Below are 18629 nucleotides of genomic sequence, written 5' to 3'. Positions count from 1 at the left end.
GCGGCGCGGCGTCACGAAGCGGCCAGTGCAGTTTCGGGATGACATACACGCACGCGGATGGGTTGCAACTGATCCCGAAGCGCGAAACCCATCCCGAAACCGTGCGGGCACGGGCGCGAGGCGAGGGCGGGGCGGGCGCGGGGGCTCGAGGGCGCGAGGGCGCGAGGGCGCGAGGGCGGGGCCGGCGCGGTCAGCTCACGGCGAGGGGGCGCTCGCTGCGGTCGGCGGCGACGAGCGCCGTCGCGAGCACGTGGATGCCGACCGCGATGTCGTCGGCCTCGGTGAACTCCTCGGGCACGTGGCTGCGCCCGCCGACCGATGGCACGAAGATCATGCCCATAGGTCCGAGGTGCGCGAGGTGCGCCGCGTCGTGGCCCGCGCCGGACGGCACGGCCTCCCACGTGTAGCCGAGCGCGTCCGTGGCGTCGCCGAGGAGGCGCTGCACGTCGGGATCGGCCGCGACCGGGTCCTGGTCGTTGAGCCACTCGATGGCAGTCTCGACACCGCGGAGCGCGGCAGCCGCAGCGATATCCTCGGCGACGCGACGCTTCGCGCCGTGCAGCCACGACGCGTCCACGCTGCGCATCTCCGCCCAGATGCGCGCCTCGTCTGGAACGATGTTGAAGGAGCCAGGCGACGACTCGATACGGCCCGTCGTCGACACGCCGTGGATGGGGGCCCCGCACGCTTCTCGCTCGATCGTGAGGATCGCCTCGGCGGCCGCGATGAGCGCGTCGTGCCTGCCCTGCATGGGCATGGTGCCCGCGTGGTCTGCTCGGCCCGAGAACGCGGCCATGAGGCGTTCGATGCCCGCGATCGCCGTCACGACGCCGATCTGCTTGCCGCTGCGTTCGAGCTGCGGCCCCTGCTCGATGTGCAGCTCGAGGTAGGCGTGCAGGGAGCCGGGCGCCCAGGCCTGGCCGAGGGCGCCGCTCGTGTCGAGGCCGAACCCCGTCATGGCGTCGCCGAGCCGAAGCGCCGTGTCGCCGTTCGTGCGCTCGAGGTGCTCGGGGAGGAGCAGCCCCGCGATGGAGCGCGAGCCGATGCAGGAGACGCCGAACGAGTTCGCCTCCTCGCCGAGAAAGTCGACGACGTATAGGTCACGTGCGAGCGTGATGCCCTCCTCGCGCAGGCGCCGCGCGACCTCGATGCCGCCGAGCACGCCCACGATGCCGTCGTAGCGTCCGCCCGCGTGCACGGTGTCGGTGTGCGAGCCGGTCATGAGGGGCTTCAGCGACGAGTTCGCGCCGCGCAGCACCCCGACGACGTTGCCCGCCGGGTCGATGTGCGCGTCGAGACCGGATGCGCGCATCCGGTCTCGCACCCATTCGCGCCCCGCACGGTACGCGTCGGAGAACACCCGGCGGGAGAACCCTGGCTCTGCGCTCTCGATGAGGCCGGCGAGCTCGGTCAGGTCGGCGAGCACCCGCTGCTGGTCTGGCCGCAGACGCGACGGGTCGACGGCGCCGAGCAGCGCATCCGCGGTGTCAGCCGACATAGCCGGCCGTTCCGCCGACGAGTCCCGAGTCGCGGTACTTCAGGAAGTCGATGCCCATGATCTGCTCGATCTCGGCGAGCCCGGACTCGTCGATCGCCGACGACGACACCGGCAGCCCGGAGGCCGGCACCGACACGAGCACAACCTCCTGCCCCTCGGCGGCATCCTTCACCGCGACCGCCTCTCCGAGCTTCGGGTCGAGGAGGATGATCGTGTCCGGGTAGGTTGCGATGCGCTCCCCGCCCGACTCGATGGCCATGTACTCGTTGAGGTACGGCACCGTGAAGTCGCCGATGCGGAAGGTGCCGTGGTCCCAGCCTCCGTGCGTGTCGGTCGGCACCTCGAGGCCGAGCGGCCCGCGCGAGACGACCGTGCCGCCGAGGCGTTCGACGACTGCCTGCACGAACGCCTCCTGCTTGCCGGCGCCGCGCTTCCGGAGCGCCGCCGCCATGTCCCTGCCGAGGTCGAGGGCGAGCGAGATCGACCCGTGCGCGGCGTGCTCGCGCACGTAGCTCAGCTCGACCGGGTTGCGGGCGGCGGCGATGAAGCCGCCCGTGCGCACCGAGATGTCGCGCAGCACGTCGTCGCATGTGTTGATCGTGCCCCGGTTCACGGAGAGGAAGTGGCCGTGGAGGGCGCGGTTGCCGCCCGACACGACCTGCGTCGCCACGTAGCCTTCTCGCTCGGCGAGGCCGAGCGAGCCGAGCTTGCCCGTCGGGTGCGCGCGCACGTCTCCGGCCGCATCCAGCACCTTGACGCCGAGCACGGACGACTGGATCCAGCCGTTCAGGGTCGTCGAGTAGCCGTTCTGCGCGGTCATGACGGCCGAGATGGGCACCTCAGTCGCCCTGATGAGCTCCTGCAGGGCGTGCACGTAGTCGACGGGGCGGATCTCCCAGTTCTTCGCGGCTGGCGCGCCGATCGCGGTGACCGTCGCCACCCAGCTGTCCTCCGGGAGCTCGTCGATGCCCGCGAGCACCGGCCTGTTGAGCTCGGTCGCCATGCGGCCCATGAGCTCGCCGTGGTGCTTCCACCCGCCGCCGCCGCACGCGAGCACACCGCCTCCGAGCACTCCGTGGACGGCGTCTTCCTGGGTCAGTTCACGCACGGGCGTTCCCTTCGGGGTCGGTGGGGGTGGATGCCGCCGGCGCTGCGGCCTCTTCTGCGGCCGGCCCGGCGGACGCGGGGGCACCGCGCGCGGCGAGCCCGAGGGCGGCGATGGGGGCGTCGCCCGTCTCGCCGTTCCGCGCGATGGCGGACGCGGCCTCCTCGTAGCCGGCGGCGGCGTGGCGGATGACGCCGAGCCCCGTGTCGAGGTCGAGAGCCAGGCGGAGTCGTTCGAGGGTCTCCGGCTTGCCGTCGGCGACGATGGAGACGCCGGCGGACTGCATCCACCCCGTGTAGCCGCCGCCACCCGAGTGGATCGCGACGAGGTCGGCCCCGGCGGTGGAGAGCAGCATGGCGTCGAGGAGCGGCCAGTCGGTGACGCCGTCGGAGCCGTCTCGCATGCCCTCGGTGCCGATGCGCGGATGGGTCATGCCGGCGGAGTCGAGGTGGTCGCGGCTGAAGAGCACGGGAGCCGTGAGTCGGCCGTCGGCGACGAGCTCGTTCGCGGCCTGCGCGAGGCGCGAGCGTTCGCCGTGCCCGAGCCAGCAGGACCGCGCGGGGAGGCCCTGCTGCGGCACGTGGACGCCCGCGAGCGCGAGCCACTCGGCGACCTCGGGCCGGTCCGGGAAGAGCGAGGATGCGAGCGCGTCCATGGTCAGCTGGTCTTCGACGTCGCCGGACAGGCACACCCAGCGGAAGGGGCCGATGCCGCGCGCGAAGAGCGGCCGGAGGTAGGCCTCCATGAAGCCGGGGATGCGGTTGACCCGCTCGGTTTCGCCCTCGCCGAGGTGCTCGAGCGCCTTCACCCGCAGGTTGTTGCCGTTCTCGAAGGCGATGGATCCGCGTTCCTGCAGCGTGAGCATGGCCTCCACCTGCTTGGCCATGGAGGCGCGTGCGAGGGCCTCGACGCGTTCCGGCTCGGACTCACGGGCGGCGATCCACTCGTCGAGCGTGTACTCGAGGGGCACGTAGCCGTAGCGCGCATCGTGAGCGGCGGTCTGGTCGGTGACGATGTCCGGGGTGACGCCGCGCGCGGCGAGCTCCGCGAAGACGGCCGCCGCGTTGGCGCGGAGCGCGACGGCGGCGGGGATGCCCTCGGCGCGGGCCGCCTCGAGCAGCGCCAGCGCGTCGTCGAGCGAGGGTGCGAGGACGTCGACGCCGCCTACCGCGAGCGCCCGGTCGATCTTCACCTGGTCGATCTCCACGGTCAGGGACGACAGGCCGAGGATGCGCGCCGAGATGGGCTGGGCTGAGCCCATGCCGCCGAGCCCGGCCGTGAGCATCCACCGGCCCTCTGCCCGCGCGTCGTAGTGCTGGACCAGCACCTCGCGGAGGAGCTCGTACGTGCCCTGCAGCACGCCCTGCCTGCCGATGTACTGCCAGGCGGCGGCCGTCAGCCCGCCCCAGATGGTCTGCCCGGCCCGGTACCGCTCGTAGAAGCGGTCGCTGGTCGCCCAGTTGCCGACGGTGTTGTTGACGGCGGAGAGCACCATGGGCGAGTCGCGCTTCGTCGACATGATGCCGACCGCGGCGCCCGTCTGCAGGATCAGCGTCTCGGCCTCGTCCAGCTCGAGCAGCGAGTTCACGATGCGGCAGGCCTCGTCCCAGTTGCGGGCGGCCTTGCCGAGCGACGCGTAGACGATGAGCTCCGCCGCGTTCTCGCCCACCTCGAGCACGTTCTCGAACATGCGAAGCAGGCCCTCGGCCCGCCAGTTCCTCGCGCGCAGCTTCGTGCCGCGCTGCGCGGTGATCGGCTGCGTCCCACGCGCGAGGATGGGGCTCGCGAGCGGCCCGGACACGGGCGGCGCGGACTCCTCGAACGCGGGGGACGGGGCTGCGGGGTTCGCGGCGATTTCAGGCACTCTGGTCGCTCCAGACTTCGAGGTCGACGTTCGACGGCAGTTTCGCGGCGAGCTCTGCAGCTCCCTGCTTGAGGAGCGCGACGCGCTCGTCCAGTACCCCAGTCTGCCGCTCGTCACCGACAAGAGACAGGGAGCACAGCACTCGGCCGCCCGCGAAGACGGGCACCCCGATGCCGACCATGCCAGGGGTGATCTGCCCGTAGGAGACGGCGTGCCCCTCGGCGCGCACCTGCCGCAGGTACGGCTCGATCATCTCCGGGCTCATCGTCGCGGTCGTGTACGCGCGGAGGCCGCCGGAGAGCAGCTCGCGCACGACCTTCTTCGGCGCGTACGCGAGCAGGGGCAGGGCCGTCGCCCCCGCGTACAGGCTGCGCACCTTCCCGCGGCCGAAGGGGATGCGGTGCTGCGGATGCGCATACGACACCTCCAGGCACACGGCCGTGATGTGCACGCGCACGGCGAGGATCGCCGTCATGCCGGTGAGCTCCCTGAGGCGACGCAGCACCGGTGCCGCGTAGCGCACGAGGTGCGGGGAGGCGTCGTCGTTCTCCGCGAGGCGGCTCGACGGCATGAGGTAGCCGTCGATCTCGATCGCGAAGCCCGCGTCTCGAAGCACGGTCACGTAGCGGTACACGGTCGACAGCGGCATGCCGAGCTCGCTGCTGATCTCCGAGATCTTGAGCCGCCCTCGGCCCTGGATGAGCTGCAGGATCTCGAGGCCACGGTGCAGCGACTTGTACGCGGCTCCCCCGGTCCCCCCAGCCCCGCCGGAGGCGGCCGCTCCCCCCGATATGGGCCGTCCGTTCGGGTCCGCCTTCGGTCGTAGATCGCTCATGGTCAGACCAGCACCTCTCCCCGGCCCGCGCGCGCCAGGAGCCCCGCGGTGTCGGAGTAGACGAGCTCGCCGCGCGAGAAGGTGTGCGTCACACTGCCGCCGGGCGACATGCCCTCGTATGGCGTCCAGCCGGCGTTCGAGAGCATCCGGTCGAGTTCGATGGATGCGTCCCCCGGCGTGAATACGACGATGTCGGCGTCCTTGCCGACTTCGAGCGACCCCTTCCGAGCGTCGAGACCGTACCGGCGCGCTGGGCTGATCGTGAGCGCATCCACCGCCTGCGCCAGCAGCGTGCCGGACGGATCACGACGCAGCGCGCCGCCCAGCGTCGCGGCGACGAGCGTCTGCACGCCCGGCGCGCCCGAGCTGTTGTCGAGCATGACGTCGTGCTCCTTCAGCTCCCTCGACCACGGGGCGTGGTCCGAGCTGACCACGCTTACCAGGCCCCTGCCGAGGCGATCCCACAGCCCGTCGCGCGCCTCCGCGTCCCGCAACGGCGGGTTGATCTTCAGGTGCCCCCGCTGCGTCTCGAGGTCGTCCTGGGTGAAGGTCAGGTAGTGCGGGCAGGTCTCGAGCGTGACGTCGGCGCCCTGCGTCCGGTACCAGTCGACCAGGTCGACGCTGCGGGGCAGCGACAGGTGGCAGACGTGCAGCCTGGCCCCAGTGTCGGCGGCGACCTCGAGTGCCGTCAGCACACCCAGCGTCTCCGAGACGGGCGGACGAGAGCGTGAGTGCGACTGCGGGTCGGTGCTGCCCGCCGCTCGCTCCTCGCGGAGGAGCGCCTGGATGATCTCGTTGTTCTCGGCGTGCGTGCACAGCGTGCGTCCCGCGTCCCGAACCGCGGCCATGACGCTCAGCAGCTCGCGGTCATCGATGCGAGGAAAGCGCGTCTCGTGCGTGTTGAACAGTGACACCTTAAAGCCGGCAGCCCCAGCCTCGGCGAGTTCGCCGGCCGCGCGCCAGCCGCCGCCGGGCGCGAGCGTGCCGAGGAGCGCCACGTCGATGTGCGCCTCATCGTTCGCGAGGTCCTGCTTCGCCCGGAGCCTGTCGAGGCTGTTGATGGGGCCGGTTCCGTCATAGGGCATCTCGACGATCGTCGTCACGCCACCGGCCGCGGCGGCCCTCGTCGCCGCCGCGATGCCCTCGCCGCCGTGCGAGAGGGAATGCACGTGCGCATCCACCACTCCGGGCAGCACGTAGGCGTCGCCGACGTCGACGATGCGGGCGCCAGCGGGTGCCGGGGTGCGAGAGCGGCCCGTGTGCACCGCGACGATGCGCGGCCCCGCTGCCCACACCTCGCCTTGCCCCCAGACGCCGCGCGGGTCTCGGATCTTCCCACGCACGATGAGGGTCGCGACGAGGTCGTCGTCCTGCACCTGCGCTGCTGGATCCATGCACACAGAATAAGAACGTCACGGCGGTCCCGGCTACTGCGTTCTCAGATCACGGGATGAGTTGCGGGTGCCGGAGCGGGTGCCGGAGCGGGCCGGTCAGCGCTGGTCAGGGTCGGCGTCAGGTCGGCGTTGGGTCGGCGTTGAGACGAAGGGGACCTACGGGTCGGGCGCACTCCGGCTACACAGACCTCGGCCTCGCGCAGGCTTGCGCTCCGCCGCGCCTGCACATGCCCGAAGTCTGCGCGGGGTACGGCCCCGACGCTCGCAGACCTGGGGTATCTGCAGGTCGTCACCTCCGTGAATCCGCCAAGGACCGACGTCTTGCCGTGTGGCACGCAGGACGCGGCACGCACGACGCGGCAGCTCAGCGGATGCGGTGGTGGTCGAAGACGATGCTCGTTCGAGTGGAGGCGACGGCAGGGTGCGTCGACAGGTTCGCCACCACGAACTCCCTCGCGTCGTTCGAATCGCGGACGGCGACGTGCACGATGAAGTCCTCCGAGCCGCCGAGGAAGAAGATCTGCACGACCTCGGGCAGCGCACGCATCTCCTCCGCGAAGTGCGCGAGCTCCTGGCGCTGCCCCGAGCGGATGTTGACGCTGATGAGTGCCTGCAGCGCGAGGCCCAGCTGCGGCAGGCCCACATCCGCCGTGAACCTCGTGATGATGCCGCGATCGACGAGCGAGCGCACGCGCGCGATGCACGTCGACTGGGCGATACCGACCGCGGCCGCGAGCTGCGTGTTCGACTGCCGCGAGTTGGCCTGCAGCAGCTCGACGAGACGGCGGTCGACATCGTCGAGCAGCCCGGCGTCGACGGCCCGTAGTTCCTTCGGCATCTCACCCACGCGTGTGCCTCCTCAGCGAAGTTTTGCCCCGATTCTCCCTCACATGCCGATGTTTCTTCGGCATTCAACGTATTCGAAACACGTTCTGCGCATGATTGCCGGAGAGAAGCACCGAACGAGCACGAACACAAAGGGGTAATCATGCGCATCGGGGTCCCGACGGAGATCAAGAACAACGAGAACCGCGTGGCTATCACGCCCGCCGGGGTCCACGAGCTGGAGCGCCACGGCCACCAGGTCTTCATCGAGGCGGGGGCCGGCCTCGGCTCGGCAATCCCCGACACCTCCTACGAGGCGGCGGGTGCGCGCATCCTCGCGACCGCAGACGAGGTCTGGTCGACGGCCGAGCTGCTGCTCAAGGTGAAGGAGCCCATCGCCGCCGAATACCGCCACATGCGCCCCGAGCTGGTGCTCTTCACCTACCTGCACCTCGCGGCCGACCGCGCGCAGACGGAGGCGCTCGCGAACGCCGGCACGACCGCCATCGCGTACGAGACGGTGCAGCTCCCGAACCGCTCCCTGCCGCTGCTCACGCCCATGAGCGAGGTCGCCGGCCGCCTCGCCACCCAGGTCGGCGCCTACCACCTCATGAAGGCCGCTGGCGGACGCGGCCTGCTGCTCGGCGGCGTGCCAGGCACCCCGAAGGCGAAGGTCGTCGTCATCGGCGGCGGTGTCGCCGGGGAGCACGCCGCCGCGAACGCCGTCGGCATGGGCGCGGACGTCACCATCATCGACCTGAACATCCCGCGCCTCCGTGAGCTCGAGGTGCAGTTCCAGGGCAAGATCCAGACGCGGGCATCGTCGGCGTACGAGATCGCGGCGCAGCTCGCCGAGGCCGACCTGGTCGTCGGCTCCGTCCTCATCCCGGGCGCCGCCGCCCCAAAGCTCGTCACCGACGAGATGGTGGCGGGCATGAAGAAGGGTTCGGTGCTCGTCGACATCGCGATCGACCAGGGCGGATGCTTCGAGGGCTCCCACCCCACGACGCATGACGACCCGACGTTCGCCGTGCACAACTCGATCTACTACTGCGTCGCCAACATGCCGGGTGCCGTGCCGGAGACCTCGACGCGCGCCCTCACGAACGCGACGCTCCCGTACGTGACCGCCATCGCCGACAAGGGCTGGAAGCGGGCCATGCAGGAGGACCATGCCCTCGCGCTCGGCCTCAACGTGCACGGCGGGCACGTCACCAACCGAGGTGTCGCCACGGCGCTCGGCCTCGCCTACCGCCCGGTCGACGAGGTCCTCGCCGCCGAGTAGCTCGGTCCCTGGCGCCGCGCCCGCCCGTCCGGGGGCTACGCGCTCGCCGTGGCCGCGCTCGTGGATGCGGCGGTCGCGCCCGAGGAGGCGCCGGCGCGAGAACCGGCACCGGCCTCAGCCCCGGCACCCTTCGACCCGCGCTTCGTGCGGCCAGGGACGACGAGTCGCCCGAGCAGCGCGAGCAGGCCGTCGACGACCAGAGCGAGCCCCGTGACGAGGACAGCGCCGACCAGCACGCGCCCGTAGTCCGTGACGGCGAGGCCGTCGAAGATGTAGCGTCCGAGGCCGCCGAGGTTCACGTAGGCGGCGATGGTCGCCGTGGCGATGACCTGCAGCACCGCGCTGCGGAGCCCTGCGACGATGAGCGGCATCGCGTTCGGCAGCTCGACCTGCCACACGATCTGCCACTCGGTCATGCCCATGGCGCGCGCCGCATCCACCGTCGCGCGGCTCACGTTCGCGACACCCGAGTAGACGCCGGCGAGGAGCGGGGGCACGGCGAGCACGACCAGCGCGATCACCGGCGGGAACAGTCCGAGGCCCATGAGCAGCACGAGCAGCGTCATGAGACCGAGGCTGGGGAGCGCTCGCAGCACGTTGGCGGTGGCGACGATGAACGTCGTGCCCTTGCCCGTGTGGCCGATGACGAGACCGAGCGGGAACGCGATGACGGCGGCCAGCGCGACCGCCAGCAGCGAGTACCAGAGGTGCTCGCCGACCCTGGCCGGGATGCTCGAGGAGCCCGCCCAGTTGGCCGGGTCGAGGAAGTAGGACAGCATCTCGTTGAACATCAGATGTCCCCCTTCGCGATGACGGTGTCGAGCATGGCGGTCTCGGTGCGCTCGTTCGGCGTGCGCCTCGACGCCCGCTTCGCCTTCACCCGGTCGCTGCGCAGCCATGGGGTGGTCGCGACGCCGATGATCGCGATGACGCGGTCGAAGATGAACGCGAGCACGAGGATCGTGATGATGCCCGCGAAGATCTGGTCAGGGTAGTCGCGTTGGAACCCGGCGGTGAAGAGCTGGCCGAGGCCGCCGACGCCGATGACGGCGCCCACGGAGACCAGCGAGACGTTGGTGACCGCGACGACCCTGAGCCCGGCGACGAGCACGGGGATGGCGAGGGGCAGCTCGACCGCGATGACGCGCTTGATGGGCGAGTAGCCGATGGCGCTCGACGCGTCCTTCACGTCGTCCGGAACCGCGTCGAGCGACTCCAGCACGGTGCGGATGAGCAGCGCCGTCGAGTAGAGCGTCAACGCGATGATCACGTTGAGCGGGCTGATGATGGGCGTGCCCACGATCGACGGGATCACGACGAAGAGCGCAAGCGAGGGGATCGTGAAGACGATGCTCGCGACGATGATCGCGACGCCTCGTCCGCGCGGTCGCCCGACGAGGAGCATCCCGAGCGGGAGGGCGATGACGAGGCCGAGCACCGTCGGCACCACCGACAGCACGGCGTGCTGGATGATGATCGGCCAGACCGTCTCCCAGTTCGCGATGAGCCAGTTCATGATCGCTCGCCGCTCGCGTCCGCGACGCGGGCGAAGACGGCCTCGCCGCGCACCACTCCGGTGGCCACGCCGGCCTGGTCGACGACGATCGCGAGGCCGGCTGGGGAGGCGAGCACCGCATCCAGAGAGCGCCGCAGGTTGTCGTCGAGCGTCACGACCGCGCCGACCGGGACGCGCAGCGAGCTCGCACGGTGCAGCCACGCGTCTGGGCGGCCGTCCTCGTCGACCGCGAGCGACCACTCGGCCGTGTGCCCATCGAGGCCGATGATGCCGGCCACGGCGTCGGCGAGGGGCTCCGCGGTGAGCGAGGCGTCCCGGAACGTGAGGGCGCGGTAGCCGCGGTCCTTCGAGATCATGCTCGACACGAACGTGTTGGCGGGCCTCGTCATGACCTCCTCGGCTGCCGCGTACTGGTGGAGCACGCCCCCCGGCCCGAAGACGGCGATCTTGTCGCCGAGGATGAGGGCCTCGTCGATGTCGTGCGTGACGAACACGATCGTCTTCTTCAGCTCGCGCTGCAAGCGGATCATCTCCTGCTGCAGCTCGTCGCGCACGACCGGGTCGACGGCGCTGAACGGCTCGTCCATGAGCAGGATGGGCGGATCCGCCGCGAGGGCACGGGCCACGCCGACGCGCTGCTGCTGGCCGCCGGAGAGGTCGGCCGGGTAGCGGTGGACCAGCTCGGGGCGGAGGCGGACGCGCTCGATGGCATCCATGGCCTTCGCTCTGGCCTCCTTCGCGGGGACCCCCTTCAGGCGCAGCACCGTCGCGACGTTGTCGAGCACGGTGCGGTGCGGGAAGAGGCCGGCGTTCTGGATCACGTACCCGATGCCGAGGCGCAGCTGGGTGGAGGGGACGTCCGCGACGTCCTTGCCCGCCACCGTGATGCGGCCGCTGGACGCGTCGATCATCTTGTTGATCATGCGCATCGACGTGGTCTTGCCGCATCCGCTCGGACCGACGAAGGCCGTGAACGAGCCCTCCTCGATGTTGAGGCTGAGGTCGTTCACCGCCGTGGTGCCATCCGGATACGTCTTGGTGACGTTCTCGAAGGTGATCATGCTGCTCCTTGGCTGGTGACGGGTGGTCGTTGGGCGAGCGTGGAGCTCACGCGTCCTGCACGTGCTCGCTCAGCTCGGCGATGTCGGCGCGCACGCGGTCGATTCGCTGAGAGGTCATGATCGCCGGGTCGTTGAGGGCGAGGGTCTCGCGGATGCGCTTCGAGAGCTGCACCACAAGCGGAGCGCGGTCCTTCATGCTCGGGGCTGGCGCGGCGACGCCAACGCCGACGGCGAGGAGCCCCTCGATGGCGAGGAGCCGCTCGGCCGCCTCGAGGCTGTCCTCGAGGAGCCGCACGGCCAGGTAGCCCTGCGCGTTGTGGTCTTCCACGCCGTCGCCGACGACCCCGCCGAGGTGCGAGACGGGCGCCGCGAGCTGCTGCAGGCGCGCCATGAGCGACGATGCCGTGTTGGCGAGGATGACGGGCACGAACGGATGGTCGGCGTCGTCGATCGACAGCACCTGCTCGACGAGCGACCGCTCGGAGCGGAGGCGCCTGATCATGAGCGAGCAGCGCCGCTCGCTCATGATGCCGAAGTGCGCGAGCAGCAGGCGCACGGAGTCGGCCGTGATGGCCATCTGGATGGTCGAGAAGTTGCCGTTCGAGATGATGACGTCGTTGTCGATGTCGATGTACGGGTTCTCGCTGCGCGCGTTCAGCTCGACCGTGACCGACTCGCGCAGCACATCCGCCTGCTCGATGAGGGTGCCGTGCACCTGCGGCACGGTGCGCATGGAGAGCGGGTCCTGCAGGGAGCCCGCCGTGGCCGGCCCGTAGGCGCGGCTCGAGCCGAGCAGGGAGCGGAAGCGCGCGGCCGCCCTGATCTGGCCGGGGTGGGGCCTGGCCGCGACGACCTTCTCCTGGAAGCCCTTGACGCTGCCGTTCAGGGCGTCGAAGGTGTGGGCGACGACGAGGTCAGCGGATGCGGTGAACCGGTCGAGCCGCACGGAGGTGAGGGCCGCGATGCCGACGGAGGCGGCGTTCGCCCCGACGAGCGCGAGCCCGTCCTTCGCGGCGAGCTCGAGCGGCACGAGGCCGGCCGTCGCCAGCGCCTCGCGGGCGGGGACGGTCTGCGTGCCGGTCTCGTCGAGCACGCGCCCGCGGCCGACGAGCACGTTGCCGACGGCGGCGAGCATCGACAGGTCGGCGGCGCCGACGGACCCCTCGGACGGGATGGCCGGGGTGACGCCGCATTCGAGCAGGCAGCGCAGGCCCTCGAACAGCGCCGTCGTGGCGCCGGAGTTGCCCTGCGCCATGACGGCGAGGCGCGCGAGCATCACGGCTCGCGCTTCGATGGGGGTGAGGTTCTTGCCGACCGCCGCGTCGTGGGAGGCGAGCACGAACAGCTGGAACGCGTGCTGCAGCTCCTCCGGGATCTCCTGGTCGCGCAGCGGCCCGAGGCCGCGGTTGACGCCGTACGCGGGCTCGCCGCGGGCCATGACGCTCTCGATGACGCCCCGCGCCTCTGCGAGCCGGACCCTGACGTGCGGGTCGATGTCGAGGTGGCCGACCGTGACGGCGAGCCGCTCCAGGATCCGCGGCGTCATCCGGTCGCGGCCGATGACGAAGCTCGTCAGCGGCAACGACCCCTCTGCGCTGGTGCCCGCGAGCGCGTTGACTCCGGCCGAGGAGGCGTCCGTGACCGACCGCTTGCCCTGCGCTGCCCGCTTGCTGGGGCGCATCGTGGGTCGCACGTGCGGCCGTTCGGCGTCTGCGTGCTGCTGCATCCGGAACTCGCTTCTCGTAGATCTTGGAGCTGGAGGTGAGGAAAGCGGGGAGAGTCGGTCGGGAAGTCGGTGGTTCAGGGTGTTGCTGCTGAGAGGGTGGATGCGGCCGGACTCGCCCGCATCCACCCTCGCAGCGTCACCGCATGATGGGGAAGCGGAGCCTAGGCGCCGAGCAGGCCCTTCTCGGTGAGCCAGTCGGTCGCGGCCTTGGTGGGCTCGACCTTCTCGTCACCGGAGACACGCGTGTTGAGGGCGATGAGCTCGTCGGTCGTCAGCTGCGCCGAGATGGCGTCGATGACCTCAGCGACCTCGGGGGTGAGCTTCTCGGTGTTGCCGACAGGGATGACCTGCTGGGCCGGGAAGTTGTTCTTCGGGTCTTCGAGCACGACCAGGTCGTTCTCGACGATCGCGGGCGACGTCGTGAAGATGTTCGCGACCTGCACCTGTCCGCTGACCAGCGCGTCGACCGTTGCCGGTCCGCCACCATCGGCGATGGGGGTGAACGCTGCGGGCTCGACGCCGTAGTTCGCCTTCAGGCCAGGCAGACCCTGCGGGCGCTCCTGGAACTCGGCCGGGGCACCGTAGGTGATCTCGGCGTTATGGGCGGCGAGGTCGGCGATGGTCGTCAGGTTCCACTTCTCAGCGGTCTCCTTCGTGACGACAACCGCGTCCTTGTCCTCGGCGTCGGCCGGGGTGAGGCCCGTGAGCCCCTCCGTCTCGAGTGCCGCGGTGAGGTTCGTGTTGATGGTCTCCGCGTCCGTCGTCTCTGCCTCGGGGTCGAGGAAGATGAGGAGGTTGCCCGTGTAGTCGGGGATGAGGTCGATCGATCCGTCCGACAGCGCGGGGATGTAGGCCTCGCGCGAGCCGATGTTGAACTGCGTCTCGACGGTGAAGCCGGCGTCCTTCAGCGCTTCCGCGTAGAGGTTTCCGATGATCTCGGACTCTGGGAAGTTCGCCGAGGAGACGACGATCGTGTCGCCGGATGCGGCACCACCGTCGGTGCCGCCAGCGTCGGGAGCGGTCGGGTTGGAGCAGGCCGAGAGGAGGCCGATCGCTGCGAGTGCAGCGATGCCTCCGGTAATCAGACGCTTCTTCTGCATTGGGGTTCCCCTATCTTCGGCGGTAGCCAGAACATCAGTGAGTTCGGCCATCTTAGGAATGTGCCCCATGAATTCGGAGCGCGCTTCCCGGATAGCGCGAATTAACTCTGTGTTACGTGCGCAACGTCGCGGACCGGCCCGGTGTTCCCGAACCAGATGCGGCGCATCCTCAGTACATTCGCACGAATTGGGCGAAGTCAACCCTCAGCGCGCGCGGAAGCCAAACCGGGTAGAAATGACCACGTGACGACCTCATCCTCGCTCCCGCTCATCGCCGTCATCGCGACGGGCGGCACCATCGCCAGCACGACGACGGCATCGGGCGCGACGACGCCGAGCCTCGGGGCGGATGCCCTGCTCGAGGGAACCGCAGCGCACGGCGCCCAGCTGCGCGCCGTGAACCTCATGGCCGTCGACTCGTCGAGCCTCACGCTCGCCGACATGCAGTCGATCAGCGACGAGGTGCGACGCCAGGTCGAAGACGACGAGGTCAGCGCTGTCATCGTGCTGCACGGCACCGACTCGATGGAGGAGACCTCGCTGCTCACGGACCTGCAGCTCGAAAGCGACAAGACCGTCGTCTTCACCGGCTCGCAGTTCACGGCCGAGTCGGAGTCGCCGGACGGGCCGGCGAACGTCGCGGCAGCCCTCGCCGCCGCGCTCGACCCGGAGAACCGCGGCCGAGGCGTGCTCGTCGCGTTCGGCGGCAGGCTCCTCAAGGCGTGGGGGCTGACGAAGGCCTCAGCAGACCGCGCGGACGCGTTCCGCAGCGTCACCGACAAACCCGCCCGCCGCCTGCACCTTCCCGCGCCCGTCGCCGGCATGCGCGTCGACACCGTCGCGGTCAGCCCCGGCGCTGACGCGACCCACCTGCACGCGAGCCTCGAGGCCGGCGTGCAGGGCATCGTCCTCGTCGGCCTCGGCTCGGGCAACGCGAGCCAGAGCGTCGTCTCCGCGGCCTGGGAATGCCAGGCATCGGACATCCCGCTCGTCGTGTCGAGCCGCGTGCCGTTCGGCGTGCTCAAGGCCAGCTACGGCGGAGGCGGAGGCGGACACGACCTCGCGGTTGTCGGCGCCATCCACGCGGCCGTCCTGCGGGCCGGCCAGGCGCGCATCCTGCTCGCCGCCCTCATCGCCAACGAGGCGACGCCCGAGGAGATCGCGGCGGCCTTCGCCGCCGAGTAGCGGCCCGGCACGGCGCCGCCGCGCCCGCCGAGGCACCACCGGCGCGACCAACATCCGTGAGATGCAGACACCCGCAGCCCCGAAACCGGCTCAACTCACGCGTAGCTCACGCAAGTTGGTCACGGCCCCGCGGCGCCGCCCCACGCAGGCGCTGCGCCGAGACTCGCCCCAGCCGCCCCAGCCGCCGTTCCGCCGCCCGCGCGTGACGCCCAAGTCCCGCCGGCGCGTGGCCAACATCAGTGCAATATCGGCGCCCGCAGCCCCGAAACCGCCTCAGACCGCCTCTATTGCACGCAAGTTGGTCACGTCGTGGGGGGATGGCACCGCGTGTCCGCCGCGCCCTCGCCTCTCGGCGAGACGCGACGGCTCGTGTTCTGCCCTAGCTGGCGTAGCTGCCGACGAGGCGCACCGCGCCGCCATCGACGCCCTTGGCGCCCTGCTCGAAGCCGTCGAAGTCGCGCGACTCGGTCGAGATCGTGCCGGCAACCCACGACGGCAGGCCAGCGGCTTCGAGCCACTCGACGACCGCGGATGCACGCTGGGCGTCGACGACGGCGAACATCCCGATCCCGAGGTTCCAGGTGCCTTCCGTCGACTCGAGGTCGGTGCCCGCGAAGCCCGCGAGGACGCGGAAGATGTCGTTCGGCGACCACGCGCCGCGGTCGAGCTCGATCCAGGCGCCCTGCGGGAGGACCCGCGCGAGGTTGGCGGCGATGCCGCCGCCGGTGACGTGGCTGAAGGCGTGCACGGCGCCGTCGAGGGCAGGCTCGGCGAGGAGCTTGACGAGGGGGCCGGTGTAGAGGCGGGTCGGCTCGAGGAGCACTTCGCCGACGACGCCGCCGAGCTCCGCGGAGGTGTCGGTGAAGGCGAGGCCCTGGTCGGCGACGATGCGGCGCACGAGCGAGTAGCCGTTCGAGTGGAGGCCGCTCGAGGCGATCGAGATGACGACGTCGCCGTGCTGCACGCGCTCCGGTCCGAGCATCCGGTCAGCCTCGACGACGCCGACCGCGGCGCCTGCCACGTCGTAGTCGTCGGGCCCGAGGAGGCCAGGGTGCTCTGCGGTCTCGCCGCCCGTGAGCGCGGTGCCGGTCTCGGCGCACGCCTTCGCGATGCCCTCGACGATCGAGGCGATGCGCTCCGGCACGACCCGGCCGCAGGCGATGTAGTCGGTCATGAAGAGGGGCTCGGCGCCCACGACGACGATGTCGTCGACGACCATGGCCACGAGGTCCTGGCCGATCGTGTCGTGCTTGTCGATCGCCTGCGCGATCGCGACCTTCGTGCCGACGCCGTCGGTCGACGTGGCGAGGATCGGCTTCGTGAACGAGGTCAGACGCGAGGCGTCGAAGAGCCCGGCGAAACCGCCGACGCCCCCGAGCACTTCCGGTCCGTGGGTCGCCTGGACGGCGCGCTTCATGAGCTCGACGGCGGTGTCACCCGCACGGGTGTCGACGCCAGCGGCGGCGTAGAGGTCGTTGCCTGACACAGAATGCCCTTTCCTCGGGGGGATGCGCCCAACAGCCTAGTGCGCCGCGAACGTGACGCCGGAAGCGAACCCTCTCCACGCGGGTGCGCGCGGATCCGCGAGCTGTGACAAAATCGGAAAATCGTTCAGGGCGCCTCGGTGCCTCATCACACTCGTGGCCCTCGCGGGCCTCGTCAAAACTGTGGCCCTCGCGGGCCTCATCACATCAGTGGCCCTCGCGGGTCCGGTCAAATCAGTGGCCCTCGCGGGCCCGCTTACCTGTGCTTGGAGCTCCCCCAGCGTGTGCGGCATTGTTGGTCACGTCTCGACCAGTCCCGTCAACCAACAGATCTACGATTCCCTCCTGCTCCTGCAGCATCGCGGTCAGGACTCGTCCGGCATCGCGACGGCGGACGGTGACACCTTCCACATCGCGAAGGTCAAGGGCCAGGTGCGCGAGGGCTACCGCACCCGCGACATGCGGAACCTGCTCGGCAACGTCGGCCTCGGCCACGTCCGCTACGCGACGGCCGGCAGCGCGAAGAGCGACGACGAGGTGCAGCCGTTCTACGTGAACGCGCCCTACGGCATCGTCCTCGTGCACAACGGCAACCTGACGAACACGCGAGAGCTGCGCAAGGAGCTCTTCAACGTCGACCGCAGGCACCTGAACTCGTCGAGCGACACGGAGCTGCTGCTCAACGTCCTCGCGAACGAGCTGCAGCACGGCATCAACGGGGACGAGCTCACGCCGGATGACCTGTTCGATGCGATCTCCCGCCTGCACGACCGCGTCGAGGGTTCCTACGCATCCGTGGCCCTGCTCTCCGGACACGGACTGCTCGCGTTCCGCGACCCGTTCGGCATCCGCCCCCTCGTGCTCGGTCGACGCGACGACGAGCACGGCCGCGACGAGTGGGTCGTGGCGTCCGAGTCGCTGGTGCTGGAGTCCGGCGGCTACGACCTGGTCCGCGACGTGGAGCCGGGCGAGGCCATCTTCATCACGATGGGCGGCGAGCTGTACTCGCGCCAGTGCGCCGTGAACCCGCGCCTCGTGCCGTGCTCGTTCGAGTACGTGTACCTGGCCCGCCCCGACTCCGTCATGAACGGCATCTCCATCTACGAGTCGCGCCTGCGCATGGGGAAGACCCTCGCCTCGAAGGTGGAGCGCAGCATCACCGCCGGCGACATCGACGTGGTCATGCCCATCCCCGACTCGGGCAGGCCGACCGCGATGGAGATGGCGAAGACCCTCGGCATCGACTACCGCGAGGGCTTCTACAAGAACCGCTACGTGGGCCGGACATTCATCATGCCGGGGCAAAAGGTGCGCAAGAAGTCGGTGCGCCAGAAGCTCAACGCGCTCCCGACGGAGTTCCGCGGCAAGAACGTGCTGCTCGTCGACGATTCGATCGTGCGCGGCACGACGTCGAAGGAGATCGTCGAGATGGCGCGTCAGGCTGGCGCGAACTCGGTGACGTTCGCGTCCGCTGCACCGCCGGTCCGCTACCCGCACGTCTATGGCATCAACATGCCGTCGCGCGGCGAGCTCGTGGCCTCAGGCAGGTCGATCGAGGAGATCGCGTCGGTCATCAGCGCCGACCGCCTCGTGTACCAGGAGGTCGGGGACCTGTTCACGGCCATCACCGAGGGCTCCGACGTGAAGGAGCTCGACATGAGCTGCTTCGACGGCAAGTACGTGACGGGCACCGTGACTCCCGAGTACTTGGCCTGGCTCGAGCTCAACACGAAGAGCTAGCCGAGCGGGAC

General features: G+C 70.3%; 15 protein-coding genes. 3 read left to right on the top strand and 12 right to left on the bottom strand.

Annotated elements, in window-relative coordinates:
- Nucleotides 1-190 precede the first annotated feature (190 nt).
- From C5E06_RS01955 to C5E06_RS01930, 6 genes are all read right to left on the bottom strand, one after another.
- Nucleotides 191-1498, bottom strand: coding sequence for a M20 family metallo-hydrolase (locus tag C5E06_RS01955; RefSeq protein ID WP_104305825.1), 1308 nt, complete (start codon nt 1496-1498; stop codon nt 191-193).
- Entirely contained in the window at nt 1488-2606 is a 1119-nt protein-coding gene (locus tag C5E06_RS01950) for a DUF917 family protein (RefSeq protein WP_104305824.1), read from the bottom strand. The genes C5E06_RS01955 and C5E06_RS01950 overlap by 11 nt, the downstream gene beginning before the upstream one ends.
- Entirely contained in the window at nt 2599-4467 is a 1869-nt protein-coding gene (locus C5E06_RS01945; RefSeq protein WP_219820169.1) for a urocanate hydratase, read from the bottom strand. The genes C5E06_RS01950 and C5E06_RS01945 overlap by 8 nt, the downstream gene beginning before the upstream one ends.
- The gene (locus C5E06_RS01940) at nt 4460-5302 is read right to left on the bottom strand and encodes an IclR family transcriptional regulator (protein ID WP_104240169.1); all 843 of its coding nucleotides are present in this window, start codon (nt 5300-5302) and stop codon (nt 4460-4462) included. Before C5E06_RS01940 ends, C5E06_RS01945 begins: the two co-directional genes overlap by 8 nt.
- A 2-nt stretch (nt 5303-5304) precedes the next feature.
- Entirely contained in the window at nt 5305-6696 is a 1392-nt protein-coding gene (locus C5E06_RS01935) for a dihydroorotase family protein (RefSeq protein ID WP_104305823.1), read from the bottom strand.
- Between the two features lie 364 nt (nt 6697-7060).
- The gene (locus C5E06_RS01930; protein ID WP_104240243.1) at nt 7061-7534 is read right to left on the bottom strand and encodes an Lrp/AsnC family transcriptional regulator; all 474 of its coding nucleotides are present in this window, start codon (nt 7532-7534) and stop codon (nt 7061-7063) included.
- Nucleotides 7535-7684: 150 nt separating this feature from the next.
- Here C5E06_RS01930 and ald point away from each other — a divergent pair, with 150 nt between their 5' ends.
- Nucleotides 7685-8806, top strand: a complete 1122-nt coding sequence (gene ald, locus C5E06_RS01925) for an alanine dehydrogenase (protein WP_104305822.1) — start codon at nt 7685-7687, stop codon at nt 8804-8806.
- Nucleotides 8807-8841: 35 nt separating this feature from the next.
- Here ald and C5E06_RS01920 read toward each other — a convergent pair whose 3' ends face one another.
- From C5E06_RS01920 to C5E06_RS01900, 5 genes are all read right to left on the bottom strand, one after another.
- On the bottom strand, nt 8842-9597 hold the full coding sequence (locus C5E06_RS01920) for an ABC transporter permease (protein ID WP_104305821.1): 756 nt from the start codon (nt 9595-9597) through the stop codon (nt 8842-8844).
- Nucleotides 9597-10322 carry an ABC transporter permease gene (locus C5E06_RS01915; protein ID WP_104305820.1) on the bottom strand — a complete coding sequence of 242 codons (726 nt, stop codon included), beginning with the start codon at nt 10320-10322 and terminating at the stop codon, nt 9597-9599. Before C5E06_RS01915 ends, C5E06_RS01920 begins: the two co-directional genes overlap by 1 nt.
- Nucleotides 10319-11383: an ABC transporter ATP-binding protein gene (locus tag C5E06_RS01910; protein WP_104305819.1), complete on the bottom strand. Its 1065-nt coding sequence runs from the start codon at nt 11381-11383 to the stop codon at nt 10319-10321. Before C5E06_RS01910 ends, C5E06_RS01915 begins: the two co-directional genes overlap by 4 nt.
- A gap of 46 nt (nt 11384-11429) precedes the next feature.
- On the bottom strand, nt 11430-13109 hold the full coding sequence (locus C5E06_RS01905; RefSeq protein ID WP_104305818.1) for an aromatic amino acid ammonia-lyase: 1680 nt from the start codon (nt 13107-13109) through the stop codon (nt 11430-11432).
- A 161-nt stretch (nt 13110-13270) separates the two neighbouring features.
- Entirely contained in the window at nt 13271-14209 is a 939-nt protein-coding gene (locus C5E06_RS01900; protein ID WP_104240162.1) for an ABC transporter substrate-binding protein, read from the bottom strand.
- 243 nt (nt 14210-14452) lie between these two features.
- Here C5E06_RS01900 and C5E06_RS01895 point away from each other — a divergent pair, with 243 nt between their 5' ends.
- Nucleotides 14453-15394 carry an asparaginase gene (locus C5E06_RS01895; protein WP_258063006.1) on the top strand — a complete coding sequence of 314 codons (942 nt, stop codon included), beginning with the start codon at nt 14453-14455 and terminating at the stop codon, nt 15392-15394.
- 379 nt (nt 15395-15773) lie between these two features.
- Here C5E06_RS01895 and purM read toward each other — a convergent pair whose 3' ends face one another.
- Nucleotides 15774-16880 carry a phosphoribosylformylglycinamidine cyclo-ligase gene (gene purM, locus C5E06_RS01890; protein ID WP_104240161.1) on the bottom strand — a complete coding sequence of 369 codons (1107 nt, stop codon included), beginning with the start codon at nt 16878-16880 and terminating at the stop codon, nt 15774-15776.
- A 280-nt stretch (nt 16881-17160) separates the two neighbouring features.
- On the opposite strand from purM, the gene purF reads away from it, so the two are divergent.
- The gene (gene purF, locus C5E06_RS01885) at nt 17161-18618 is read left to right on the top strand and encodes an amidophosphoribosyltransferase (RefSeq protein ID WP_104240160.1); all 1458 of its coding nucleotides are present in this window, start codon (nt 17161-17163) and stop codon (nt 18616-18618) included.
- Nucleotides 18619-18629 lie beyond the last annotated feature (11 nt).

Source organism: Pseudoclavibacter sp. RFBI5 (genome assembly GCF_002931395.1).
Lineage (GTDB): Bacteria > Actinomycetota > Actinomycetes > Actinomycetales > Microbacteriaceae > Pseudoclavibacter.
Note: the sequence above shows the minus strand (reverse complement) of the source record. Positions and strands in the feature narration are given on the sequence as shown.